The organism is Limnothrix sp. CMB-01, assembly GCF_055193175.1.
Map to the genome: position 1 here is coordinate 4179577 of NZ_CM143720.1, position 25027 is coordinate 4204603.

Below are 25027 nucleotides of genomic sequence, written 5' to 3' on the forward strand. Positions count from 1 at the left end.
TCAAATTCTTCCATAAAAAAAGGGGCCGAAGCCCCTCAACCACCAAAATTCCACCAAAGATTTAGAGAACTTGACCAGTTAACGATCGCCCTCATGCTTCATGATTTAGAACTCAATTTAGAACTAACCATCAAGCATCAGAGTCGATCGCATCACCGGACGAGGAAAGCACTCAATTACAGACAATTCAGCCTGGGTCACTGAGTTAACAACCTAGTTACCAACTCAGCTAGCACCTCAGTTAGCGAACGGTTCCCCGTAGCGCTTCCGCATCCACCCCTGGCAACAGGAACAGACGCAGCAAATGCCCAAAAATTTGCACCTGAATCGGGAGCTTCTTCAGGGATTTCAACCACTTGGGCTGTGGTGATTTCTCGATCGCGCTCATCCGCTGATTTAGATCAGAACATTGATGGAGTCGATCGAGAAATTCTGGATGATCCACATTTAAAACAGACGGGAAAGCCCGCGCCGCCGTCTCGTTGGTTTTGCGAATCACTTCCGCATCAAAATCCGTGGGATTGATGCCAAGGGTGTGATAGAAATTCGCGCGCTCATGAACCGTTAAGGTGTGGGTTGCAAACACCGTCAGCAGGAAAAAGCGGCTCCAGAGGCGCGATTGCCAGGTTTGCCACAGGCCGGGCTGCGATCGTAGGAGGGCCTTGAAAATATCGCCATGTCGATTTTCATCCTGACACCAAGGTTCAAAGTATTTGAACAGGGGATAAAACTGATTTTCGGGATGGGCGGCCAGGTGACGATGAATCAGAATGTAGCGCCAATAGCCAATTTTTTCAGACAAATAAACCGTGTAAATCACCCACTCGATCGGGAAGAAGGTGTACTGACGATTCTTGGTTAAATGTCCCAAATCCAGAGTACGCCCAAAATCTCCCATAGCTTTGTTCAAAAATCCCGCATGGCGAGCCTCATCCCGCGCCATCAATTGGAACATTTCCGCCAACAAAGGGCTGCGTTGCTTCACACGGCGCGACAGTTCCTTAAAGAGCAAAAATCCCGAAAACTCAGAAACGCACGATCGCTCCAGATAATCAATAAACGCTTGCCGAGCCTCGCCCGTAATATGATCCCAGGACTGATTAAACGATTGATCACGCACAAAGTGGTCGCGATTATAGTCCGCGCGCATTTCCGCTAACATCGCTTCCAGTTCCGTGGCTTGGGCTGACAAGTCCAAGCCCGCCGCCACCTCAAAATTTGTGGTGTAAAAGCGTGGTGTCAGGAGATTTTCTTGAATTGCGACCTGCTTGGCGATCGCGGGTTTTGCCAATGAATCAACCATGGTCAAAGATCAAAGATCAGAAATTAAGGACTAGACCAAAACGGAACGAAGACTAAACAAAAACTCAACTTGCGCCTGCGCTAGCGTTCGGAAAACCCCAACCGTCAGCACTGAGCCATGGGACAGGGCAGGAATTGGGCTTGCTGGCGGGACTGGATGAGCCGGATCGTTGGGGATGACCGCCTGCCGGGGGCTGGTTTGTTAAGTTATGAGAATTTCCTACTATTGAATCATTTAATCGCTATATGGTTATTTATCGTTAACAGAATTTTACGCAGCCTAGGAGCGGGCCACCATGAGCCACGACCTGAGCCACAGTACCCAACCCCTCGCCCCCGGCCACCAGCTCGCCGCACGCCTGCGGGAGGGAACCCAGCAATCCCACACCAGTGCCGAGAACACGGCCTACATGAAGTGCTTTCTGAAGGGCATTGTGGTACGCGAGGCTTTCCAGAAACTTTTGGCGAATTTGTATTGGGTTTATGATGCCCTGGAAACGGAACTCGATCGCCTGAAAAATCACCCGATCGTTGGACAAATCTACTTTCCAGAGTTGCTACGGCGGGATCAACTCGCCCGCGATCTTGCCTTTTATTACGGGGAAGATTGGCCAACTCAAATTACCCCTAGCCCAGTTACGCTCAACTATTTGATGCGGATTCATTGGGCGGCTTCAGAGCAGCCAGAACGGTTAATCGCCCATGCCTATGTGCGCTATTTGGGTGATTTGTCCGGCGGTCAAGGTCTGCGAACGATCGCCCGATCAGCTTTGAATTTGCCAGCCGATCAGGGAACCCGTTTGCATGAATTTGACTCATTGCCAACACCCGAAGCCAAACGAGATTTCAAGATGCGCTATCGGGATCTCTTAAACGCACTGCCCTTGAATGAATCACAAGTGGCGGGCATCGTTGAAGAGGCAAACCTCGCCTTTAGTTTGAATCGCCAGTTGGTAGAAAGTTTGGAATCGGTGATTCAAGCGGCCGTGAATCCCGCGATTTTTGAAGAAGTGGTTTTGCAATCTCGCAAGGGCAGCACCGAATTGGTGAGTGTGAGTTAGCGATCACCCGCCATATTCGTCATTCATCTGTTGTTCACTCGCAATTGCTGGTGAATCTGGTGAATTCTTAGCCAGTCAACCGTTCATCCCACAACAACCATTGCTCGGGCGATCGCTCGGTGAATTAATTTATTGATTTTCTGGGCGATCGCTGCTTTCTTTGCCTGTTCGCATTTTGCCTTTTGGTGTTTTTGAATCCCGCTAGGAACTCCACCCATGCAAGTTTTAGATCAAGCTTTAAATTTGGCCTTTGATGCAGATTTGATTCAAAAATATAATTGCTCTTTACCTCGCTACACCAGCTATCCGCCAGCCACAGAACTTTCGACTCAGTTTCCAGAACAAGACTGGATCCAATCCATTCAGCATGGCAACGATCGCAAAACGCCCCTTTCCTTATATTGCCACATCCCCTTTTGCGAGTCGGCTTGCTATTTTTGTGGTTGCAACACGGTCATCACTCAACACAAGGCCGTCACAGAAACCTATTTGGATTATCTGCAACGTCACATTGAACAGGTCTCAAGGTATTTATCAGATAACCGATTGGTCAATCAGATGCATTGGGGAGGCGGCACTCCGAATTATTTATCGATCGAGCAGGTGCAGCATCTTTGGAAAATTCTGCACCAACATTTTCAATTCACTGACGATGCAGAACTGTCGATCGAGGTGAATCCGCGACCGCTCACGGAAAGCTATGTTTCGGCCTTGCGATCGCTCGGCTTCAATCGTATTAGCTTTGGCATTCAAGACTTCAATCCTGTTGTTCAAGAAGCCATTAATCGCATCCAGCCAGAAGAAATGCTCTTCCAAGCGATGGATTGGATGCGGGCGGCTGAGTTTGAAAGCATCAATGTCGATTTGATCTATGGGTTGCCTTTCCAGGATCTCAACACCTTCCGGGAAACGCTGCATAAAACCCTAGCCCTGAATCCCGATCGAATTGCAGTGTTTAACTTTGCCTATGTGCCTTGGATGAAACCAATTCAGCGGCGGATTCCCTACGATGCATTGCCATCGGCGGAAGAAAAGCTAGACATTTTACAGATGACGATCGCCACCCTCACGGAAGCGGGCTACACCTTCATTGGCATGGATCACTTTGCAAAACCCGATGATGAATTGGCGATCGCCCAGCACCAGGGACAGCTTCACCGCAACTTCCAAGGCTATACAACACAGCCCGATTCTGATCTGATTGGGTTTGGCATGACTTCCATCGGAATGCTGAATGATGTTTATACCCAAAATCAAAAGCGTCTGCGGGATTATTACCGAGCCATTGACTATCAAACGCTCCCGATCGAGCGTGGGGTGACCTTAGATGCTGATGATATTTTGCGGCGTTCAATCATCATGGAACTGATGTGTCAATTCCAGGTCGATCGGGATGCGCTGGCCCAAAAATATGGGCTGTCCTTTAAGCACAGTTTGGAAGCCCATTTTCCGCAGGAATATTTGGATTTACGGAATCTGGAAGCCGATGGCCTGTTAACCCTAATGTCCAACCGGATCACCATCACCCCGATCGGTCGCCTGTTGGTGCGCAATATTGCTTCTGTGTTTGATCGCTATCTGCGTGCCCAGACCTATAACGGTTTCTCAAAGGCAGTTTAGAGAACGAATGAAGGGGATCAGCCTGGCGATTATTTTGAAGTGATCCCAAGCTGTAGAGACAAGGGGCTTAAGCCCCTTGTTTTTGTTGAACATTATTTTAGGGAGTGATTTTCACTTGCCCTGAAAGCTATCTGTAGGGTGGGCAATGCCCACCTAATAATTGCTTTATAGCATCTGTGGCATGGTGTACCGGTCATGCTGGATAAAGGCTGTATTTTCGAGAAATGATCTCCATTGGCTCTGAAAGTAAGCTCCAGTTAATCTCCATGAATTAAAGTCTGCATTCTCAAACTCATTGCCAAAAAGTTGCAGCTTCAAATTGGTAAACAATGGGCAATGTGATACATGGTTCGTGATAATTGGTGTGTCAAAAATAAGGTTAGAACCACAGGGGCAAAATGATTGACAGCAAAATAACCGAGGTGCAATAGCAGGGCCCAGTCAAGGCCCGTGAACCCCCAATCCCTAACGCTGACAAATCAAGCCAGCGGCCATCAAGCTAGACAGGGCCTGTTCCACTTCCGGGCGTGTGTATCGAGAGCAGGCGGAAATGGTGGCGGAGCTGATGGCGGTGGAGTTGTGGGCCAGCATTTGCACCAGGGCCAAAATTTCTCGTTCCACTTCAGTCAAAGTGTACTGAATGCGTTTACCCATGCGAACTTCAGTCATGACGACAACTCCAACCTGTGTGATGCAACCAAAAATCATTTCACCGAGCCGCGAAATTCACCCCATGTGCATCGGGGTTAGCAATTGTCGCGACTGGTTCGTCTAAAGAATCGTGGTTTTCAGATGGTTTTGCGGCGATCGCCATCCGTAGCCAGTTGTGAAATTGCCCTAGGCGAGATGCGATCGAGTGGGGGTGAGTGGTGCGATCGCGATCGCAAGCCAATTGCTTTCCGGTTGCCCTGGCCCGATCGCTCCCCCAAGATTGCGCCAAAAGATTGCCCCATCAGCTTTCCTGACAAGGGTTGATCAACAGTACAATCGCAATCAACCGAGGTTCCTCAACAGCTACGGCAACCCAATTCAGCCGAGTTCTGTTGATCTGGTTGGGAAAATCAGGACACCTTGGGAACCGACGGGTTGCGTTTGCACAATTTTTGGAATCTGGCTGCGTGATTGATTCATCTCCTAACTCACCCTTGCTCCCGAATTCGGCAGAAACCAGCGCTCCTGAAGGGCTGATCGAGCCGACTGTGGTTACGGATCCCGATCGGCTCGATCGCGCCCTGCTGCAAGGGGCCCACGCCTGGGAGGCCTCCCGTGGGGAGCTGGCCCTGCTTTGTGTGCCGGGGATGATCGATTTGCATGTGCGGCGGCTGGAGATGTTGGCCGCCGTGTTGGGCTATCCCTTTTCACCGGAGGAAATGGCACGGGTGCGAGCCACGGTGACCCAAAACGTGGAGGAAGGGTTTGCGGCTTCTCCCTATTCGCAACTGCTGGTGCGCTATTCGCCAGCTCCGCCTCCCCATCGGGGTCTGGTTTGGGACATCCGACCGGTGGCTATTTCTTACAGCGATCGCGCCAAATTGTTTTTGCAATACCGCCCGCCTAAGGATAGTGATCGCTATCCCGATGCCAAGGTGTTGGATCTGGCGGCGGCCCTCAGGGCCCAAGCCCCTGCCGCCACAATTCCGGTGTTGGATGTGGGAGCCGGGACGGGGCGCAACGCGATCGCCCTGGCCCAACAAGGCCACCTGGTGGATGCGATCGAGTTCACCCCCGAAATGCTCGACACCATTCGCCAACTGGCTAAGGATGCGGGTGTGGCGATCGACCTGATTGAGCAAGATATTCGCGATCCTGCCTTTACCCCCAAGCCCGATCGCTACGGTCTGATTGTTCTGACCGGTGTGGTGCAATATTTCAGCGATCCGGCCCAACTGGCGCATCTGTTGGCCAAGCTGACTCCGGCGTTGCGGCCCGGCGGGAAAATTGTGATGGACTGCTTTGTCACTACCGATGGCTATGACCCCACGCCGCTGGCGCGGCAACTATCCTACGTGACTGATAGTTTTCTGTTGCAGCCAACGGAGCTAACCCGGGCGATCGCCTCGTTGCCCTTGCGGGTGGTGTCCGATGAGCCGGCCTTGGCCTATGAGCGGGAACACTTGCCCCCGGAAGCCTTGGCGGCCCGAGAGTGGTTGGATCCCTGGGCCACGGGCGATCGACTCTTCCCCCTGGGAGATCAACAACGGCCCCCAGTTTCTCTGCGATGGCTGGTGTATGAACGGGTCACGCCCTAGCACTTTCGTTGGAAATTGCTCGATTTTCAGCGTTTCTGGCTTGTCTGACGGTTGATTTGAACTCAGAGATAACTCAGAGATATTGTCCTATGCCTGCAACCAATCCCAATTCCCCCGGTTCTCAACCAACGCCCGATCGCCCCACTTGGAGCAGCCAGGCCCTGAGCCGTTGTTTACCGACACCGGAATGGATGTTGAGTATGGCCGTCTTGCCCGTTTTGACTGGTTTTGTGGGGATTCGGATGTTGGCAACGGCAACGGCAGAATTAGGAGAATTAGCGGAAGAAATCTTTCGGGGCGATCGGTTGCCCTTGCTGAATATTCCCCAACCCCAATCCAATGAGACCTCAATGGTTGAACAGTAATTGTCCTTCGTCGGTCGTGCGACGATCGGGCTATTGGATCACTCCTAACTTGGTTGCCAAAACACCATGCCCAATCGCCTAGCCCCCCTCTTAAACCCCGATCGTCGATATACCTTTTCCGACTACTTCGACCTCAATATTTCTACCCGCGAGCTGGTTGAATATTTTGGTTGTTCCTACCATCTTCAGCCCCTCAATCTCCCCCGCTGGCAGCAATCCAGCGGTGCGGCTGCGACGCAAACCCTCCGGCCGAGTGATGGCGTAAGCCTGACGGAGCAATCTCGCCTCCGTGCCACCTACACCCAAAAACTGCCCTTCATTTCGTTGACTTCGGAAACGGCCAAACGAGAATTTTATATTGCACCCCTGTTGTTGGAATTACTCGACTACGCCCCGATCGAAATTGAAGTGGAATATAGCCTCAATGGTGGTGAAAACCTCAGTGGAACTGTAGACTATTGCCTCAAGGCAGCGGATCAAATGCTGATTATTGAAGCGAAAAAGGGCGATTTAGAGCGCGGTTTTAACCAATTAGCCGTTGAATTAATTGCCTTAGATCGGGCGATCGCCCCTGGCCAACCCTGGTTATACGGAGCCGTGACGATCGGGAATGTTTGGGTTTTTGGCCAACTCGATCGCGCTAGCCAAGCGATTTATAAAGACCTGAATGCCTATACAATTCCTGGCAATCTAGACGACCTGATCGCCATTTTGCTGGGTATTCTTCAGGCTAAGTCGTGACATTTTAGAGGATCTCTGAAAAGCCTAAATGGCTAACCTTTCAGATCTTGCAAGCCAGCGAAGACAAGGGGCTTAGGTTCCGTGCCCCAGTCGTCGTAACAAGGAGCTTGAGCATCTTGCTCCCCACGATCCACTAACGGCAGATCTAGGGTTTTGGGCTAAATGATGATTATTGCTTGATCTGTGCCAAAAAATGCTTTTCAGACCTCTTCTAAGTCAAGACCCCAAAATAGATTCATCAACAATCAAAAAAGGGAGGCAGAATATAACATCCTGCCTCCCGCATGATTCAAAAAACTACTAGCGAAGACTAGCTACAGAACATTGCAAGATCGAGTAGCTAGCTGAAGCCTTTGGAAACTACTTCCACTTGCGGGCAACCAGTTCCGCCAAGTCCACAACGCGCTGGCTGTAGCCCCACTCGTTGTCATACCAAGCGATGACCTTCACCATGTCGCCGCCCAGCACCAAGGTCAGGCTAGCATCCACGATCGAGGAAGCATCGGTTCCCTTGTAGTCCGAGGAAACCAACGGCAGATCGCTGTATTCCAAAATGCCCTTCAGGCCGTTTTCAGCAGCGGCCTTCAGCACTTCGTTCACCTGCTCGGCGATCGTGCTCTTTTCCACTTGGGCCACAAAGTCCACCACCGAAACGTTCGGGGTCGGCACGCGCATGGCGATCCCGTTCAGTTTGCCCTTCATTTCCGGCAACACCAGGGCCACAGCCTTGGCAGCACCCGTGGAGGTGGGCACAATGTTCATGGCCGCAGCACGGGCCCGACGCACATCCCGGTGGCTGGCATCCAGCAACCGTTGGTCGCCAGTGTAGCTGTGGGTGGTGGTCATGGTGCCTTTGATGATGCCAAAGTTCTCATGCAACACCTTCACCACGGGAGCCAAGCAGTTGGTGGTGCAGCTCGCGTTACTAACGATGTTGAATTTGTCGTGGTCGTAGTCGCTGTCGTTCACGCCCATCACGAACGTGCCAACACCGTCACCCTTGCCCGGAGCGGTGATCAGGACTTTCTTAGCACCGGCTTGGATGTGCTTAGAAGCGCCTTCTTCGCTAACAAATACGCCTGTCGATTCAATGATCAGGTCAATGCCCCACTCGGCCCAGGGCAACTTGAGCGGATCCCGATCAGACACGCATTTGATCGTTTTGCCGTTGACGGTAATGGAATTTTCGTCAGCCTGAATGTCGGCATTTAGCTTGCCGAGCATCGTGTCGTACTTGAGCAGATGAGCATTCGTCTTGGGGTCGGACGTATCGTTAATGCCCACCAGTTCGAGCTGGCTATCTTGGCGGGTCAACCAGCATCTTAAGAAGTTACGACCGATTCGGCCAAAACCGTTAATGGCGACTCTAATCACTATGCTATGCCCTCGCGTGCTTTAGGGTGTATTAAGGAAATAGTTGACGTTTTTCCCACGTTTTCGGAGCGGGATTGCCAGCCCTAATTCAGCAACCACTGAAGTTGCTCAACTAGACCACGGGTTGACGCTTCGTCGGCGGCACGCTGGCGAACCAGGCTGGCGCTGACCTCTGCGTCTGTTTCGAGTCTCGGACTGCCCGCCCGCGACTTGAAGGCGTTGATTGTACCCAAAATCATATGTTACAGGCTAACTGCACGATCTGATTCTGGGAACTGAGGCGGGGTTGATCGGGTCGATCGATCCCCCCAAAACAGAGGGCGAGCACACGAAAAGCTGCCCCAAGCGATCGCCTGACAAGTGCCAAGCCATCATGCCAGCAATGTGCCCACATTTAACCATCGATCCCGGCCCAATCCCAAACTAATCGCAACGGATTTTGCAGAATTTTTGCGGGGATCATGATCGCTGGTTGCTGTTTGACCTCGAAGTGAGTGATGGCCACTGGGAATGAGACTCGGTGGGGCGATCGCAAAACACTGGGTTTGGGCTTGGTTAAGGTCTGCTGGAGGTCTGCTGGAGGCTTGGCTGAGACCCCTCAAACACCCTTCTGGGTCGATCGGGCCAATTGGGCTGTTCCCCATCAAAATGGGTTAAATTCGCAAGAAATTCGTCAGATTTCAGGCCGCAATCGTTCGCCGAAACCCACAGCCCAGGCTGGTTTCAGGAGGATCAACGCTTCTCTGCGGCAATTTGACCGTTGCTGATATGATATGGCGTGATTGTTGGTGTGGTGTTTTGAGGAGCGGCAATGCCGAATCTTGTGGATTTTAGCGGAAGGCCTTTCCACTTTATTGGCATCGGTGGCATCGGCATGTCGGCTCTCGCGTATATTCTGGTCAAGCAGAAGATCCCCGTTTCTGGATCGGACGCGCGATCGAGCCATATTACCCAACGCCTGGAACAACTAGGTGCTCAGATTTTTTGGCAACAATCCGCAACGAACTTCGATGCCTTTCGTTCTGGTGTGCCTTTTGCAACTCCTCCCGCGCTGGCCTCGGATGTTCCCCTGGCGGCAACGGCCCTAGCCACGGTTCCCGAGACCGAAGCGCACTCCACCGCACCGCAAGCCCTGCCGCAGGTTGTCTGTTCAACGGCGATTCAGGCAGAAAACCCGGAATATCAAGCGGCTGTGGAGCTGGGTTGTCCAATTTTGCATCGTTCAGACCTGCTGGCGGCGTTGATCAGCCGATCGCGGGGGATCGCCGTTGCCGGAACCCACGGCAAAACCACCACCAGCAGCCTGATTGGTTACATGCTGCTCCAGGCAGGCATTGATCCCACCATCATTGTGGGCGGCGAGGTGGGCGCTTGGGAGGGCAATGCGCGCTTAGGCCAGGGCCCTTACCTGGTGGCGGAGGCGGATGAGTCCGATGGCTCACTGATTAAGCTTTCTGCGGAACTCGGCGTTATCACCAACATTGAACTCGACCACCCCGATCATTACCAGTCGCTTGATGGGGTGGTCGAAATCTTTGAGCAGTTTACCCACAATTGCCAACGCTGGGTGGGGTGTTTGGACTGTCCCACGCTGCGCGATCGCCTCAAACCCGATATTTCCTACAGCCTTGATCCCGATTGCGTGGCCGATTACACCGTGCTGAACCCCCAATATACGGCCCAGGGTGTGACAGCCACAGTGCTAGAACGTGGGGAGGTGCTCGGGGAAATCCAACTGCAACTGATGGGCCAACACAATCTCAGCAATGCCCTGGCTGCCGTGGCCGTGGGTCGGGACTTGGGGTTGGACTTTGCCCAAATTGCCGAAGGATTGGCGGGCTTTCAGGGGGCCCAGCGTCGCTTCGAGCATCGGGGCACCGAGGGGGGAATCGCCCTGTATGACGACTACGCACACCATCCGAGCGAAATTCGCGCCACCTTGGCCGCGGCTCGCCAACGGTTGAGCGCCCAAGCAGGGCAATCGCGAGTAGTGGCAATTTTTCAGCCCCACCGCTACAGTCGCACCCAAACCTTTCTTGAGGAGTTTGCCCAATCATTTCAGGATGCAGATTTAGTGGCCATTGCGGATATTTATGCCGCTGGTGAGAAACAGGTTCCAGGACTCAGCGGCCAAACCTTGGCCGATCGGGTGGCGGCCTACCATCCCGAAGTGTCCTATTGCGGCTCGCTCGACAACACACACCAATTTCTGTCTGCGGCTCTCCAACCGGGTGACCTGGCCCTCTTTTTGGGTGCGGGGAATCTCAATCAAATCGTGCCTTCGGTGCTGAAGGATTTGGCAGCCCGGGCCGATCGGGCCACAGATGATTGCAAAACCAGCAGCGCTCTCTAATCTGCGGGTGCATTGCCCGATCGGGTGCTGTTGCTACTTCGCTGACTGAACCGTTTTGAATCGACCTTTAGAGTTTGGATGCGCTCCATCGCATTCCAGTTCTCTATATCTAGGCTCATCTAGGCTCTGGAGCTTGATTTTGAATTTCGATTCTGGATCTTGATTTTGGATCTTGATTCTGGATTTCGATTTTGGATCTGGGTTGCGGGTCTTGGTTGCAGCTCCTAGTTCCCTGGTTCGGTTCCGCCTCTCGGCTTCCTTGCACCAGTTCACTGCATCCTCCCTAGTTGCAGTTTCTAATCGCAATTCGCAATTCGTTTGTTGCAATCCCTTGTCGCAATCTGTTTGTTGCAATTTTGAACCTATGGTGACTCAACTGCACTCACCCGCCACAAAGACGGGTAGCCTGATTCAGTCCAATGTCTCCCTAGCGCGGTTTACCTCTTTTCGGGTTGGGGGGCCAGCCGAATGGTATGCCGCTCCCAAAACCCTTGATGATTTATACGAGTGCTTTGAGTGGGCCGATCGCAATAGTGTTCCCGTGACCCTTTTGGGGGCGGGATCCAACCTTTTGATCAGCGATCGGGGCATTTCGGGTTTAACCATCGGCACACGCTATCTACGGCGGATTCAGATCGATCGAGAAAACGCCAGGATCACGGCCGGCGCTGGCGTATCCATGGCCGCCTTGGCCTGGAAAGCGGCCTATCTGGGCTGGGGCGGTCTGGAATGGTCGGTGGGCATTCCCGGTAGCATCGGCGGCAGCATCGTCATGAACGCTGGGGCCCATGGCAGCGAAATTCGTGACGTGTTGTTGCAAGCCACCGTTTTGGCTCCCCAAACGGGTCAAATCCAACACCGATCGGCAGCGGATTTGGGCTACAGCTATCGCACTTCCAGCCTGCAAGGAGACAGCCAACTGGTCACGGAAGCCACCTTCCAACTTCAGCCCGGCCACGACTCCCTAGCCCTGCAAGCCCAAACTCGCGAGCACCTGGAGCGCCGCCATGCTACCCAGCCCTACCATCTGCCCAGTTGCGGCAGCGTGTTCCGCAATCCGGAACCCCGCAAGGCCGGCTGGCTGATTGAGCAGTCGGGCTTGAAGGGGCATCGCATTGGGGGCGCGGAAGTGGCCCAAATGCACGCGAACTTCATCCTGAACCGCGATAACGCCACAGCTGCGGACATTTTTAATCTGATTGATTGTGTCCGAAATGAGGTGTACAGCCGTTGGGATGTGCTTCTGGAGCCGGAGGTGCGGATGTTGGGGCCATTTTGCGCTGTTTAACGCTGTCTGGTACTGCTTTTCACTGGCCAGCACCGCCCCAGCGCCCTTGAGTGGGTGGTGACGCGATCGCCTGTTGCGGGGCTTCGCGTCACGGGGACAAGGCTCGATCGATCAGTGTATCGGCATTCGATCGGCTCTTGAGCGGCGTTCGATCGGTGTGATCAATTCAACCAAAGCCAGCGCCCCTAGGCAGCAACGGGCATGATTCCCGCCCCGTCAACCCATCAACTCAGCCCCTGTCAGGATGCATCACCCCATGATTCCATGCGATCGCCGCTATGCCCTGGTGCATGAATGGTTAACTCCGCTGGCCACGGGGGGGTCTGAGTTGGTGGTGCGGGAAATGGTGACCCAGCTCGATCGCTGGTTGCCGGAACCGGTAGCTTTGCACGCGCTGATCGATTTCGAGTCTAGCAATTCTGAAAGTTACTTGTATGGCCGAGCGATCGGCCATACCTTTTTGCAGCGCTTTCCGGGAGCCATTCGTGGAGTGCAGCGCTATTTGCCCCTTTGGCCCTTGGCGATCGAGCAATTAGACCTGCGAGCCTATGACATCATCCTGTCCTCGTCCCATGCGGTGGCGAAGGGGGCGCTGGTGGCGGCCCATCAGTTGCATGTTTGCTATTGCCATGCGCCCATGCGCTATGCCTGGGACTTGACCCATGATTATTTGGCGGGCAGTCGATCGGGTCGTGGCCCGATCGGCTGGCTCACCCGCTATTTGCTGCATCGGCTGCGGTTGTGGGATGTGCTGGCGGCGAATCGGGTCGATTTCTTTGCGGCCAACTCCCGCACCACGGCCAATCGAATTTGGCGCTGCTATCGACGGCGGGCGGAGGTGATTTACCCGCCGGTACAGGTCGATCGATTCCCCCTGCAAACCACCAAGGATGACTATTACCTCTGCGTTACCAGGCTAGTGCCCTACAAGCGGGTGGACTTGATTGTGGAGGCGTTCAATCAACTGGGATTGCCCCTGATGGTGATTGGGGGCGGGCCAATGCTGGAATCCTTGCGCGAACAGGCTGGGCCCAACGTGCAACTGTTGGGCGAGCAGCCGGACGCAGTGGTGACCCAAGCCATGGCCCAGGCCCGGGCCTTTGTCTATGCGGCGTTTGAAGATTTTGGGATTGCGCCCGTGGAAGCCCAGGCCTGCGGCACACCCGTGATTGCCTTTGCCCAGGGGGGAACCGGCGAAACGGTGCGCGACTGTCGCCAGGATCCCAAAACGGGCACGGGGCTGCTGTTTGAGCAACAAACCAGCGAGGCGATCGCGGCGGCGGTGACGGTCTTTGAAGACTATCGATCGCGCCTGAGTGCTGAGGCGATTCACCGCCATGCCCAGTCCTTCAGTCCCGATGTGTTTCGCGATCGTTACTTTGGGTTTGTGAACTGGTGTTGGCAGGAGTTTCAGCGCGATCGACAGACCCCAACTGAGTTTTTCCGTTAACATCCGCGCAACTCAACCCGCCTAAGCCCTACAGTGAATAGTGATGGATCGTGGATCCTACCGAGCCAATGGTAGGATGGAGTATCAATTCTCCGATATCTCGATCGACTTACGGGGCATTCAATCCCCCCTTATTTGCCACTGCTGGACTCATGGCCAAATCTGCTAGCTCGCCGGTTGCTGCACCCACCGAAACTCGTCTCTCGAAAGTTGAAGGACTCAAAGAACGAAGCAACTTTCTCCGGGAACCCGTTGCGTCGGAACTGTTGCTGGACACCAATTATTTTTCCAATGATGCGATTCAAATCCTGAAATTCCACGGCTCCTATCAACAGGTCGATCGAGACCTGCAAAAGCCGGGCCAGGAGAAGCCCTATCAGATGATGTTGCGCACCCGCAGTCCGGGAGGGTTCATCCCGCCGCAACTATACCTGACGCTCGATCGCCTGGCCAGTGAATATGGCAACGAAACCCTGCGCGCCACAACCCGTCAGGGCTTTCAGTTGCACGGGATTCTGAAAAAGAACCTGAAAGCCACGATCGCCGCGATCGTCAACAGCATGGGGTCAACCCTCGGCGCTTGCGGCGACCTGAACCGCAACGTGATGGCCCCACCAGCGCCCTACAAAAACCGCCCCGAGTATCAACTGGCGCTGGCCTATGCCAACAACATTGCGGACTTGCTCACGCCGCAAACGGGGGCCTACTACGAAATTTGGCTGGATGGGGAAAAGGCCATTTCCGCCGAAGAAGACCCGGCCGTGAAGGCGGCCCGCCAAAGCAACGGCTCCACGCCCATGCGCCTGGACACGGAAGAGCCGGTCTATGGCGCAACCTACATGCCCCGCAAGTTCAAATGCGCGGTGACGGTTCCGGGAGACAACTCCGTGGATCTGTTTTCCCAGGACTTGAGCTTGGTGGTGATCACCAATGAGCAAGGGGAGTTGGAAGGGTTCAATGTCTATGCCGGTGGCGGTTTGGGCCGTACCCACAACAAGGAAGAAACCTTCGCCCGCATTGCCGACGAAATTGGCTTTGTGGCGGCGGCGGATGTCTATGGCCTGGTGAAGGCGATCGTGGCGGTGCAACGGGACTATGGCGATCGCTTCGATCGTCGTCATTCCCGGATGAAGTACCTGCTGCATGATTGGGGGGTGGCCAAGTTCCGCGACCATGTGGAAGATTACTTGGGCAAAAAGCTGGAATCGGCACGCCCCCTACCCGCTTGGCGCTATGAGGACTTCTTGGGCTGGCACGAACAGGGCGATGGCCATTTGTTCTTGGGCCTGTCGATCCAAAATGGGCGGGTGCGTGACCAGGGTGATTTCAAGCTGCGATCGGCCCTGCGGCAAATTGTGGAACGGTTCCAGTTGCCGATGCTGCTGACTCCTCATCAGAACGTGCTGTTCTATGACATCAAGCCGGGCGATCGAGCCGCCATTGCAAAAATCCTGACCGACTGCGGGGTTTGGGCGATCGAGCAAATTGATCCCCTAGAGCGGCTGGCGATGGCTTGCCCGGCCATGCCCACTTGCGGCTTGGCGATCACCGAATCGGAGCGGGCCCTGCCGGGCTTTGTGGAGCGCATTCGATCGCTGATGGAGCGCTTGGGCTTGGGTGATGAATCCTTCGTGATTCGGATGACCGGTTGCCCCAACGGTTGTGCTCGGCCCTACATGGCTGAGTTGGGTTTTGTGGGCAGCGCGCCCAACGCCTACCAAGTTTGGCTCGGGGGTTCTCCTAGCCAAACCCGCTTGGCCCAAACGTTTACGGAACGGATGAAGGATACGGATCTGGAATCGTTCCTGGAACCGATTTTGGTTTACTTCAAGCGATCGCGCGAACCGGGCGAAAGCTTTGGCGATTTCTGCCATCGGGTCGGGTTTGATACGCTGCGGCACTTTATGCAGGCCTATCGCCCGATCGATGCCAAGGCGGAGAAGGACAGCCAGCGAGCCAGCAACGGCAGCGCCGCTCCCCGCCATCGCATTGGCATTCGCGATGAGCTGTACAAGTCGGTGCAGGCCCTGGCTGCCGATCGGGGACAGTCGGCCACCGCGCTGATCAATGAGGCGATCGCCGCTTACCTGAATCAGCAGTCCAACTAGCTGCCGATTTCAAGTCAATCTCCAGCCGATCGATCTCGGATCGGGATCGGCTGGATTCAGCAAGCCTCAACAAGCCTCAATCGATCGGTTGTTGAGCCGTGCGGATCCCTAGCGGGTTGATGGTGATTGAGGAATCGCTGAAGGTGCGCGATCGGGCTGGGGCAATCCCTGGCTCGATCGCGCACAAATTTTAGATAGCCCCGCTTGATATTCACAGCGAAACGCTCGCTGACACCAAGCGGCCATATTCACCTGCTCTAAACGCCCCACCTGTTGGCATTGGGGACTATTCCACTGGCTGCCGATCGCCCAAGCGCCCGCACGTCCCACATCCAAAACGGTTTTCAGCGGGTTTTCTTGATTAGCAGGCACACCCGTTTCCGGCACGGTCACCACATCGACCCAAATACCGTGACTGCCCAGAATGAGCCGAGCCATGGCCCCGGCTCGCCATTGGTGGGAACCGGAAGTCATCAAAATCACCCGTTTTGCACCCCAACGCTGCAAGATCGGCAGACTCCAATAACAGTTCCCAAACGTGGATTGGGCGCATTGCTCCAGCCAAACGCGATCGCCCTTCACACCAGCGCGATCGAACAACGCCTTGACACAGGGAGGCTTGGAACCCCCGGAAATCAACACCCGTTGTTGGGGATGAGCCGCTGCCCACTGAACCGCCGCCATTTCGCGCCGAATGCTGCCCCCCAAGACCCACAGCACTTCCGGCGGGCCCGAAGCCGCCACCATCAACCGTCCGCCCCACCACAGGCCCCCCAAGGCCAACAGACCAGCGGTCATCAGCCCAATTTTTCGATGAAATGGCTGCATAGGGCGATTGAGGGGAATCTAATGACTGAGGCGACTGAGGCGACTGAAACGATGAACTGATTAACACTCGATTCAACGCGCAGCGACACCGGGCGGCGGCAAAAACTGCGATCGACCATTGGGCAGCCGTGGGCCCCGCTTGGCTCCCATGGCTAACAATTCCTGTTCAGCCCGCTGAATCACTAGGCGATCGACTGCCGCTTGATAAACCTCATTCCAGGAGTAAAACCGCACCGCCAACGTGTTGGGATCCCGGCGCAAAAAGTTCGCTGTTTCTTGGAAAAACGGAGCCACCCGCCGATATTTTGAAGTCATGGCTGCCCAGCGACTCGCCATTTCCAGGGAAGCCACAGTGGCCGGAATATCATTCAGCAACAGGTATTGGTCAAACGCCTTGAAGCGCCAAACCCAAAAGGCATCGGGTTGGTGCTTGGGATCCAGCACATCGGTCATGCGGGTCATGAGGGCCACGGATTTTTCCGGCTTGCCCGCATAGTACGCCACACCTGCCGAAATGAAAGGAGCCAGCGTGGTGAATCGGGGATCCCGCAGGGTCATCAGCTCAAAGTAATCTTCATTGGCCGTGTAGCCCGTGGCCTGGCGAACTTCCGTGTCTCCGAAATATTGCAAATAGCTTAAAAACGCCCAATTGGCCAGCAAATTATCAAACCCAAGGCTGGGCATTCGGGCCGCCAATTGCAATTGTGTGCGGGTGCGATCCTGAGCCAAAACGGGATCTTCCAATCCCTGGGGAGCGCGTTTGATGGTGGCTTGTTGCAGGAGGACGATTCCCCCGATCGCGATCAGGGCGATCGCCCCATTGGTGAAGTGGCCTAACCATTGCAGCCGCCGGAGCGATCGGCTCAGGGCTGCGGTTGATGTTTCGGTTGATGTTGTTGATGTTGTGGTTGATGCGGGCGAACTGGATAGGGTCGATGAAGGGGATGGGGTCGATCGAGCAACCTGGGGGGATGGCGATTCGGGGGGCTGAGTACGTTTCCAAATCATGGTCAACTGCCCGTTAGAGATCCATGCGGGATTGAATGTGGCGATTCGATCGGTGTCTGGAGTCACCCACGGTTCCCGATCGGCGCTCTATGATGAATAGCAATCATCTATCAGCCATCCTGCCATAACTCCCAAAATTGCTGGGTGCTGGTTGGGTGCTAGTTTTGCATTCCCTTGATTTCATTCAAAAACGTTGGCCGTATGCCCCAGGTTGATCCCAAATCTATGCCCGCTGTCTCGTCGGTTTCGCGTCATTGGTTTGATTGGCGGCGATCGCCCAAGAGCCTGGGCGTAAAGGTGGCGATCGCGGCGGCCAGCGTTGCCCTGCTTCATCCAGCCCTGAGTTTGCCGGCCTTCAGCCAAGACCGGGAGCCGCCCGCCCCGGAACCCGGCCAATTCCAAGACAGCCCCAAGCAAATCGTGGATGAAGCTTGGCAAATCATCAACCGTGAATATGTGGATGGGCAGTTTAACCAAAATGATTGGCAAGCCATCCGCCAAGACCTCCTGAGCCGCCAATATACGTCGCGGGATGAAGCCTACGAAGCCCTGCGCAAGGCGATTAAGCTGCTGAACGATCCCTACACGCGCTTCATGACTCCTGAGCAGTTTGAGGAGCTGACCAACCAAACGGCCGGCGAACTGTCTGGGATTGGGATTCGGATGGGGGTAGATGACAAGACGAAGCACTTGCAAGTGGTGGAGCCAATGCCCAACTCACCGGCCGCTCGGGCCGGTTTGAAGACGGGAGATCTGATCCTGTCGATCGATGGGCAAGCCACCAAGGACATGTCTCCCGACAAGGCTTCCAGCTTGATTCGGGGCCAGGCGGGCACAGCGGTGAAGCTGGAAATTCAGCGGGCGGGCGGTGCGCCGTTTTCGGTGTCCTTAACCCGCGCCCGAATTGAAGTGCCGATCGTTCGATCGAACCTGCAAACGGAATCGGGCATTCGGGTAGGCTATATCCGCCTCAATGAGTTCAGCGCCCATGCGGCCGAACAGATGGAGCGGGCGATCGAGGATTTGAAAGGCAAGCAGGCCGAAGCGTTTGTCTTGGATCTGCGCGGCAATCCGGGCGGTCTCTTGAACGCCAGCATTGAGATTGCACGCATGTGGCTCGATGCCGGCAGCATTGTCAGCACGACCGATCGCGCAGGAAACAGCCAAGCCGCCCGGGCTAACCGCACATCCCTCACGAACTTGCCGCTGGCGGTGTTGGTGGACGGCAATTCCGCCAGTGCCAGCGAAATTTTGACCGGGGCGCTGAAGGATAACCGCCGGGCGCTCGTGGTGGGAAGCCAAACCTTTGGCAAGGCCCTGGTTCAATCGGTGCATAGCTTGGGTGATGGTTCGGGTTTAGCCGTCACGATCGCCCATTACTACACCCCCGCTGGCACGGACATTAACAAAACCGGCATCAGCCCCGATGTGGAAATCAAGCTATCGGATGAGCAGGAATATTATCTGTTCTCCAATGGCGGGCGGCTGTTGGCCACCGAGAGCGATCCCCAATACACACGGGCTGTGACCATGCTTCGGAATCGGATCGCGGCCAATAACAATGTGGCCCCGCTGCCCCAGTAGAGACAAACTCAGTAGGGACAAAATATCCCCAACTTGAACCCATCAATCAACGCTAACCATGGCTAGACAAGGGGCTTAAGCCCCTTGCCTCCGATGATGCAGTCAGCGAGTGGTGCAGTCAGCGATCGGCCGGACGTGGGGATGGCTTCAGAGCAAACTGCACAACCGTTAGTGCAGGAAGTGGCGGCGATCGGTCATCAGCATCACCAAACCCAGTTCATTGGCCGCTTTGATCGAGTCTTCATCGCGCACGCTGCCACCGGGCTGGACGATCGCCCCGATGCCCGCCGCCGCCGCCGTCCGCACCGAGTCATCAAAGGGAAAGAACCCATCGCTGGCCAAAACAGCGCCCGGGGCCTGGTCGCCCGCTTGGTTGAGGGCGATCGCCACGGAACCCACGCGATTCATTTGGCCGGCACCGATCCCCAGGGTCGATCGGTTGCTGGTCACCACGATCGCATTGGACTTCACATGCTTCACCACCCGCCAGGCAAAGGCCAACTCCGCGAGCTGATCCGCCGTTGGTTGCTTTTCCGTCACCACGCGCCAGGTGTTTGGGTCGCTGGGTTCGTCGTCGGCCGCCTGGAGCAAAAAGCCGCCCGCGATCGTCTTCACCGTGGCCGCCGGCCCCGCCAACAGATCCGGCAGCACCAAGACTCGCAGGTTTTGTTTTTTCTGCAACAAGGTGCGAGCTGCCTCATCACAGCCAGGAGCCACAATGCATTCCAGGAAGGTTTCCGTGAGCGCGGCGGCCGTTTCCGCGTCGATCGGGCGGTTCAGGGCCACGATGCCGCCAAATGCTGAGACCGAATCCGCTTCCAGGGCCTTGCGATAGGCCTCCAACAGGGGCGCATCAGCCGACGATCCCAGGGCCACACCACAGGGATTGTTGTGCTTCAGAATAGCCGCCGCCGGAGGAGCATCGGCGGCCACAAATTCCGCAATCAGGCTCCGGGCCGACTCCAAATCCACCAAGTTGTTGTAACTCAGTTCTTTGCCTTGGAGTTGTTCCGCAGCCGCCCAACCGCTGGGGGTGGAGCCGCTGCGATACCAAGCGGCGCTTTGGTGGGGATTTTCGCCATAGCGCAGGCTTTGCACCCGCTTACCCGCGATCGCCCATTCCACTGGCGTTGCCAAGGCCGGTCGATCCAAATCGGCGGGATTGTCGGCCTGTTGGCTCAGGTAAGTGGCGATCGCGCTGTCATAGGTGGAGGTGTGCCAAAAGGCTTCGCGGGCGCACTGCAACCGGAATTCCAGGGATGGTGTGCCATTGCTGCTCAGCTCATGTAAGTAGCGATCGTATTGAGCTGGGTTGCACAGCACCGTTACGCGGCTGTGGTTTTTGGCAGCGGCGCGGATCATGGCGGGGCCACCGATATCAATTTGTTCGATCGCCTCCGGCAGCGTCACCCCTTCCCGGGCGATCGTCTGCTCAAAGGGATAAAGATTCACCACCACCAAATCGATCGCGGGGATCTCATTGGCAGCCAAATCAGCGCGATCGCCCTCCAAATCGGTGCGGGCCAAAATTCCCCCATGCACACGCGGGTGGAGTGTCTTGACCCGGCCGCCCAAAATTTCCGGGAAGCCTGTATAGTCCGAAACCTTGGTCACGGGGAGTCCTGCGGCTTTGATGGCATTAGCCGTGCCACCGCTGCTGACCAGGGTAAAGCCGAACCGTTCCACCAGTTGGCGAGCCAGTTCGATTAGACCAGTTTTGTCAGAAACACTAAGCAGGGCTGTCCGCGTCATGGAAGAGTCCGTTAGGATTGAGGCTTAACGGGTTCATTCTACCGAGGAGTTGTCGCGTGGCTTTATTAGAGGCGATCGCGATTTCCCCCGAGGCGAACCGCACACCAGCGGCAATGCTGGTCGCGCTTCATGGTTGGGGGGCAAATGCAAATGATGTGGCCGCGTTGGCTCCGTTGCTGAACTTGCCAGATTGGCGCATGGAATTTCCCCAAGCCCCCATGGCCTATCCCTACTCCAATGAAGGGCGCATGTGGTACGACTTGGAATCGTCCGATTATCCAGGCTTGCAGGCCAGCCGAGACCAGCTCCAAAATTGGCTGTTGGCCACCACGGAGCGATCGGGCATCCCGCTCGATCGAACCATTCTTTGTGGATTTTCCCAAGGTGGAGCCATGGCCCTAGACGTGGGGTTAGCGCTACCCCTGGCCGGCGTTGCTTCCCTCAGTGGCTATTTTCACACCCTGCCGCAAGTCAGCTCCCTCAAACAGGGGCCCCAAGTGCTGGTGACCCACGGCCGCCAAGATCTCGTCGTTCCAATCCAAGCCGCTTGGCAAGTGCGCGACGATCTCCAAGCCCGCGATGCCACCGTCACCTATTTGGAACTCGATGGGGGCCATGAAATCCAAATGAGCCAAATTTCTGCCCTGCGCACCTTCTCCCTCGCCTGCATTTCAGCATCCTGTCCGAAATGATGGTTTAAGCAAGCACGGCGGATCGTTCAATCCAGCATTGCTGAGAATCCAGCATTGCTGAGGATTCAAGACCGCATGACGAACCTTTCAGGATCATTGCGGAACTTTACGGTTTGTCCCCAGAAGGATTGCAGATTCACGAAGACTGATAATTTCGCTACAGAGTCCTGCTATTCTGAACATCCAGATCGCAAGATTCGCATCCCGGGCCGTGATTAGGATGACCTGAACGCCTGATCGTTACTCCGGGCCGTGATTAGGATGACCCGAACGCCTAATCGTTAAAGCGCTTCATTAATTTTTCCAGCAGTACAAGCCCCAGCTACAGCGGAACTGCCAAGCCGAATCAACCGCATTTGTCGCCTGGAATTCCGCTGGCGGGCCTGTTGGGTGAAAAAGATCGAAAATCCGGTCGGAAAACTGGGGTTTCGTGGCATCATGATCTGCGGGCGCTCTCCCCTCTAGCCCCCCAGACCCATCAGCCCGCAAATTCACTCCTGACTGGTTTGATGCATCGTCGCGGGCGGGCAGTCCGAGACTTTAAACGGACGTGGAGGCCAGCGTCAGACTGGTTCGCCAGTGGTGGCCTGTGAAGCGTCAACCCCATTCAGCGACCTCGGCCCGATTCGCTGGGTTCAGGCGCGGTGAGGAATCCTCACCCTTTGGGGCGAGGAGGATGTCAATCAATTAATCATTGACCAACGAAGAATCATGACTCTCAGACTTGGCGATACCGTCCCCGATTTCACGCAGGCTTCCACCCACGGCTCGATCGACTTCTACACTTGGGCTGGTGATAGCTGGGTGGTGCTGTTTTCGCACCCGGCGGACTATACCCCCGTGTGCACCACCGAGCTGGGCCGCGTTGCCCAACTGAAGGGTGAATTTGACAAGCGCAATGTGAAGGCGCTGGCCCTGAGCGTTGACAGCGTGGATTCGCACCATGGCTGGACGGCCGACATTGAAGAAACCCAAAGCACGACGCTGAATTACCCGATTCTGGCCGACGAAGATAAGAAAGTGTCGGAACTGTACGGGATGATTCACCCCAATTCCAGCACCGGTAACACCCTGACGGTGCGATCGGTCTTCATCATCGATCCCAACAAAAAGCTGCGTTTGACGATCACTTATCCCGCTAGCACCGGCCGCAACTTTGATGAGCTGTTGCGCGTGATTGACTCGCTGCAACTGACCGATAACTACAGTGTGGCTACGCCCGCTGACTGGACAGATGGCGGCGATTGCGTGGTGGTTCCCTCGATCCCCACCGAGGAAGCTCGCCAGAAATTCCCCAAGGGCGTGACGGAAATCAAGCCTTACCTGCGCCTGACTCCCCAGCCCAACAAGTAATTTCAATCAGTTTCTAATTTCCGGTGGTTTTTAATTTCAAGCTGAATCCTTGAGCTTGGGGTTAGGGCCACCTGGTGGTTAGCAACATCAACACATCAACAAATAGCCCCCCGATCGCCCTGGTGTGATCGGGGGGCTATTTTATTAGTCTGGTGTATTGGGTTGGTGTATTGGGCTGTTGTGTTGGGCTGTATCAATGGAACACCGATTAGGCAGGCCGTCCCGATCGCTTGAGATTGGGCCAGGGCTGTTCTGGTCGGGGTTGGCCCGGCAGCGTTAAATGGGCGATCGTTTCCTTCAGCGCATCACGCACCGCAAACACGGGCGGCAAATGCAGCGCATTGGCCAAGATGGCCAGGCCGATGTGTCTGTGAAAGGGCACGGGCAGCCGATAGGCCCGCACCTGGGCTGGGATCGGTTCTGCGGCCAGCCGGGCCATGACCGTTGCGCCCAATCCTTGGGCCACCATGCTCAGGATGGTGGAATCTTCCCGGACTTCGTAGCTGGGTTCCACGTTCAAGCCCAGCTTGGCGAAGCGATCGAGCACAATTTGCGCACACAAAAATCGCCGGGGCGGCAAAATCAGCGGGCGAGAAAATAAATCTTCCCAGGCAATCACCTCCGTGGCGTACCGATCGCTGCTGGGGACGATCGCCCAATATTCATCCATCATCACGTTCCAGGTTTCAAACTCACTGCCTGCGGGCAACAGGACAAAACCAACATCTGCTCGGCCGGCGCGGAGTTCTTCCTCAATGTCCTGGCTGGTGTCGTATTCATCAATGGCGATCGCGATGCCGGGATAGCGGTGGCGCAAATGCTCGATCGCCTTAGGCAACAAGTGGGTGGCCACGCTGCGGAAACAAGCCACGCGCACATGGCCCGAATCAAGGCCGCGGGCGCTTTTGGCTTGGCGCTCAATATCGTTGAGCAGTTCCAAAATTTTGCGGGCACTGTCGGCAATTTCGCGCCCGGTGTCGGTGAGGGTTGCGCCGTGGCGGCCGCGATTCAGCAAAATGGCCCCCAGTTCGTCTTCGAGGGTGGCGATCGCGTGGCTAACGGCGGATTGGGAAATGTCGAGATCCAGGGCGGCTTGGCTGAAATTTCCCCGATCGGCGATCGCCACCAGGGTTCGTAGTTGAGACAACTTGAGTCTTGCAGCAATTTCGCCCATAGCTGAGTCGATGTTGAATCGACTGGAAAGCGATCTAAAGATTCAGCAACTTATTCAGCAAATTCAGCAAATTCAGCAGATTAAATTTGCCAGGCCAAATCCGGCAAATTGAGAAAAGTGCCGTCAGAACCCGGAGCCGAATTGCGCTCGCCGAATTGCTCTCCATGCTATACCGGCACTTTGGAGGATCAACCAAGACATCCATCGATTTCATTCATACCTCCCATGCAAGCCATCGGTCGATCGAACCGCCGACCCTTGATAGGGTGAAGGCACAGCAAATCTCCTGGCTACCGCCTTCCACAACGATGGCCAGGAGATTTGTTTCTTCAGGAGAACCGAGTCATGCACTTTACCTCTGCAACCCGATCGCCCCTGCGGTGGTTGGCGGACTGCTGTGCTGAAAACACCATCCTAGGCAATTTTGGGCAACGGCTGGCCCATTGGGGTCATCGAGCAGTGATGCGGCTCAGCACGCCCGATCAAATCCGAATTTGGTCGCGGACATTGCCAACCGGTGAGGAAATTTTTTACGGTTGGGATCCACGCACGGGCGATCGATTCTCTAGCCCGGCTGAGCGGGAACTCCGGAGCTGGCTAGAGGAGCGCCATCGCTATCGGTTTTGAATAGACCTCTTACGCGAATCGACCAGAAGCCCTCATCCCCCAACCCCTTCTCCCAAGGGGGGCGAAGGGGGGCCAGAACCATTGCGTTACAGCGATCT

General features: G+C 55.4%; 22 protein-coding genes. 13 read left to right on the forward strand and 9 right to left on the reverse strand.

Annotated elements, in window-relative coordinates:
- Positions 1-241: 241 nt before the first annotated feature.
- Positions 242-1303, reverse strand: coding sequence for a magnesium-protoporphyrin IX monomethyl ester (oxidative) cyclase (gene acsF, locus ACZA91_RS17275; protein WP_190528901.1), 1062 nt, complete (start codon positions 1301-1303; stop codon positions 242-244).
- A 295-nt stretch (positions 1304-1598) separates the two neighbouring features.
- Between acsF and ACZA91_RS17280 the strand changes: the two genes are divergently transcribed.
- On the forward strand, positions 1599-2363 hold the full coding sequence (locus tag ACZA91_RS17280; protein ID WP_463183691.1) for a biliverdin-producing heme oxygenase: 765 nt from the start codon (positions 1599-1601) through the stop codon (positions 2361-2363).
- 216 nt (positions 2364-2579) lie between these two features.
- A complete protein-coding gene (gene hemN, locus ACZA91_RS17285) occupies positions 2580-3983 on the forward strand; it encodes an oxygen-independent coproporphyrinogen III oxidase (protein WP_463183692.1) in 1404 nt (467 codons plus the stop codon).
- A gap of 465 nt (positions 3984-4448) precedes the next feature.
- On the opposite strand, the gene ACZA91_RS17290 is transcribed toward hemN, so the two are convergent.
- Positions 4449-4652: a hypothetical protein gene (locus ACZA91_RS17290; RefSeq protein WP_099534076.1), complete on the reverse strand. Its 204-nt coding sequence runs from the start codon at positions 4650-4652 to the stop codon at positions 4449-4451.
- 119 nt (positions 4653-4771) lie between these two features.
- Positions 4772-4936: a hypothetical protein gene (locus tag ACZA91_RS17295; RefSeq protein WP_158234473.1), complete on the reverse strand. Its 165-nt coding sequence runs from the start codon at positions 4934-4936 to the stop codon at positions 4772-4774.
- Positions 4937-5128: 192 nt separating this feature from the next.
- Between ACZA91_RS17295 and ACZA91_RS17300 the strand changes: the two genes are divergently transcribed.
- The 3 genes from ACZA91_RS17300 to ACZA91_RS17310 all read left to right on the forward strand — a co-directional run bounded on the left by ACZA91_RS17300 (position 5129) and on the right by ACZA91_RS17310 (position 7338).
- Positions 5129-6232 carry a class I SAM-dependent methyltransferase gene (locus ACZA91_RS17300; protein WP_190528904.1) on the forward strand — a complete coding sequence of 368 codons (1104 nt, stop codon included), beginning with the start codon at positions 5129-5131 and terminating at the stop codon, positions 6230-6232.
- 89 nt (positions 6233-6321) lie between these two features.
- Positions 6322-6597 carry a hypothetical protein gene (locus ACZA91_RS17305; RefSeq protein WP_099534080.1) on the forward strand — a complete coding sequence of 92 codons (276 nt, stop codon included), beginning with the start codon at positions 6322-6324 and terminating at the stop codon, positions 6595-6597.
- A gap of 66 nt (positions 6598-6663) precedes the next feature.
- On the forward strand, positions 6664-7338 hold the full coding sequence (locus ACZA91_RS17310; RefSeq protein ID WP_190354775.1) for a hypothetical protein: 675 nt from the start codon (positions 6664-6666) through the stop codon (positions 7336-7338).
- 360 nt (positions 7339-7698) lie between these two features.
- Here ACZA91_RS17310 and ACZA91_RS17315 read toward each other — a convergent pair whose 3' ends face one another.
- Both ACZA91_RS17315 and ACZA91_RS17320 read right to left on the reverse strand, forming a co-directional pair.
- Positions 7699-8712, reverse strand: a complete 1014-nt coding sequence (locus tag ACZA91_RS17315; RefSeq protein WP_099534083.1) for a type I glyceraldehyde-3-phosphate dehydrogenase — start codon at positions 8710-8712, stop codon at positions 7699-7701.
- An 83-nt stretch (positions 8713-8795) separates the two neighbouring features.
- Positions 8796-8951: a hypothetical protein gene (locus tag ACZA91_RS17320; protein ID WP_190528908.1), complete on the reverse strand. Its 156-nt coding sequence runs from the start codon at positions 8949-8951 to the stop codon at positions 8796-8798.
- Positions 8952-9523: 572 nt separating this feature from the next.
- Here ACZA91_RS17320 and murC point away from each other — a divergent pair.
- The 4 genes from murC (at position 9524) to sir (ending at position 15911) form a co-directional block, all read left to right on the forward strand.
- Entirely contained in the window at positions 9524-11065 is a 1542-nt protein-coding gene (gene murC / locus ACZA91_RS17325; RefSeq protein WP_463183701.1) for a UDP-N-acetylmuramate--L-alanine ligase, read from the forward strand.
- Between the two features lie 364 nt (positions 11066-11429).
- The gene (gene murB, locus ACZA91_RS17330; RefSeq protein ID WP_099534146.1) at positions 11430-12353 is read left to right on the forward strand and encodes a UDP-N-acetylmuramate dehydrogenase; all 924 of its coding nucleotides are present in this window, start codon (positions 11430-11432) and stop codon (positions 12351-12353) included.
- 256 nt (positions 12354-12609) lie between these two features.
- A complete protein-coding gene (locus tag ACZA91_RS17335) occupies positions 12610-13803 on the forward strand; it encodes a glycosyltransferase (protein WP_463183706.1) in 1194 nt (397 codons plus the stop codon).
- A 152-nt stretch (positions 13804-13955) separates the two neighbouring features.
- Complete coding sequence (gene sir / locus ACZA91_RS17340) at positions 13956-15911, forward strand: sulfite reductase, ferredoxin dependent (RefSeq protein ID WP_463183707.1); 1956 nt, start codon at positions 13956-13958, stop codon at positions 15909-15911.
- Positions 15912-16019: 108 nt separating this feature from the next.
- On the opposite strand, the gene ACZA91_RS17345 is transcribed toward sir, so the two are convergent.
- Together ACZA91_RS17345 and ACZA91_RS17350 are read right to left on the reverse strand one after the other, a co-directional pair.
- Entirely contained in the window at positions 16020-16739 is a 720-nt protein-coding gene (locus tag ACZA91_RS17345; RefSeq protein ID WP_190530729.1) for a YdcF family protein, read from the reverse strand.
- A gap of 72 nt (positions 16740-16811) precedes the next feature.
- Positions 16812-17747 (reverse strand): hypothetical protein, encoded by a 936-nt coding sequence (locus tag ACZA91_RS17350; protein ID WP_463183710.1) that lies wholly within the window; start codon positions 17745-17747, stop codon positions 16812-16814.
- Positions 17748-17972: 225 nt separating this feature from the next.
- On the opposite strand from ACZA91_RS17350, the gene ctpB reads away from it, so the two are divergent.
- On the forward strand, positions 17973-19331 hold the full coding sequence (gene ctpB, locus ACZA91_RS17355; RefSeq protein WP_463183711.1) for a carboxyl-terminal processing protease CtpB: 1359 nt from the start codon (positions 17973-17975) through the stop codon (positions 19329-19331).
- A 168-nt stretch (positions 19332-19499) separates the two neighbouring features.
- Here the strand turns inward: ctpB and purH are convergent, their stop codons facing one another.
- Positions 19500-21083 carry a bifunctional phosphoribosylaminoimidazolecarboxamide formyltransferase/IMP cyclohydrolase gene (purH, locus tag ACZA91_RS17360; protein WP_463183713.1) on the reverse strand — a complete coding sequence of 528 codons (1584 nt, stop codon included), beginning with the start codon at positions 21081-21083 and terminating at the stop codon, positions 19500-19502.
- Between the two features lie 56 nt (positions 21084-21139).
- Here purH and ACZA91_RS17365 point away from each other — a divergent pair, with 56 nt between their 5' ends.
- Both ACZA91_RS17365 and ACZA91_RS17370 read left to right on the forward strand, forming a co-directional pair.
- Positions 21140-21775 carry an alpha/beta hydrolase gene (locus ACZA91_RS17365; RefSeq protein ID WP_463183714.1) on the forward strand — a complete coding sequence of 212 codons (636 nt, stop codon included), beginning with the start codon at positions 21140-21142 and terminating at the stop codon, positions 21773-21775.
- 711 nt (positions 21776-22486) lie between these two features.
- A complete protein-coding gene (locus ACZA91_RS17370) occupies positions 22487-23128 on the forward strand; it encodes a peroxiredoxin (protein WP_099534096.1) in 642 nt (213 codons plus the stop codon).
- 208 nt (positions 23129-23336) lie between these two features.
- Here the strand turns inward: ACZA91_RS17370 and ACZA91_RS17375 are convergent, their stop codons facing one another.
- Positions 23337-24275, reverse strand: a complete 939-nt coding sequence (locus tag ACZA91_RS17375) for a LysR family transcriptional regulator (protein WP_463183716.1) — start codon at positions 24273-24275, stop codon at positions 23337-23339.
- 372 nt (positions 24276-24647) lie between these two features.
- Here ACZA91_RS17375 and ACZA91_RS17380 point away from each other — a divergent pair, with 372 nt between their 5' ends.
- Positions 24648-24929 carry a hypothetical protein gene (locus ACZA91_RS17380; protein WP_190530726.1) on the forward strand — a complete coding sequence of 94 codons (282 nt, stop codon included), beginning with the start codon at positions 24648-24650 and terminating at the stop codon, positions 24927-24929.
- Positions 24930-25027: the final 98 nt, after the last annotated feature.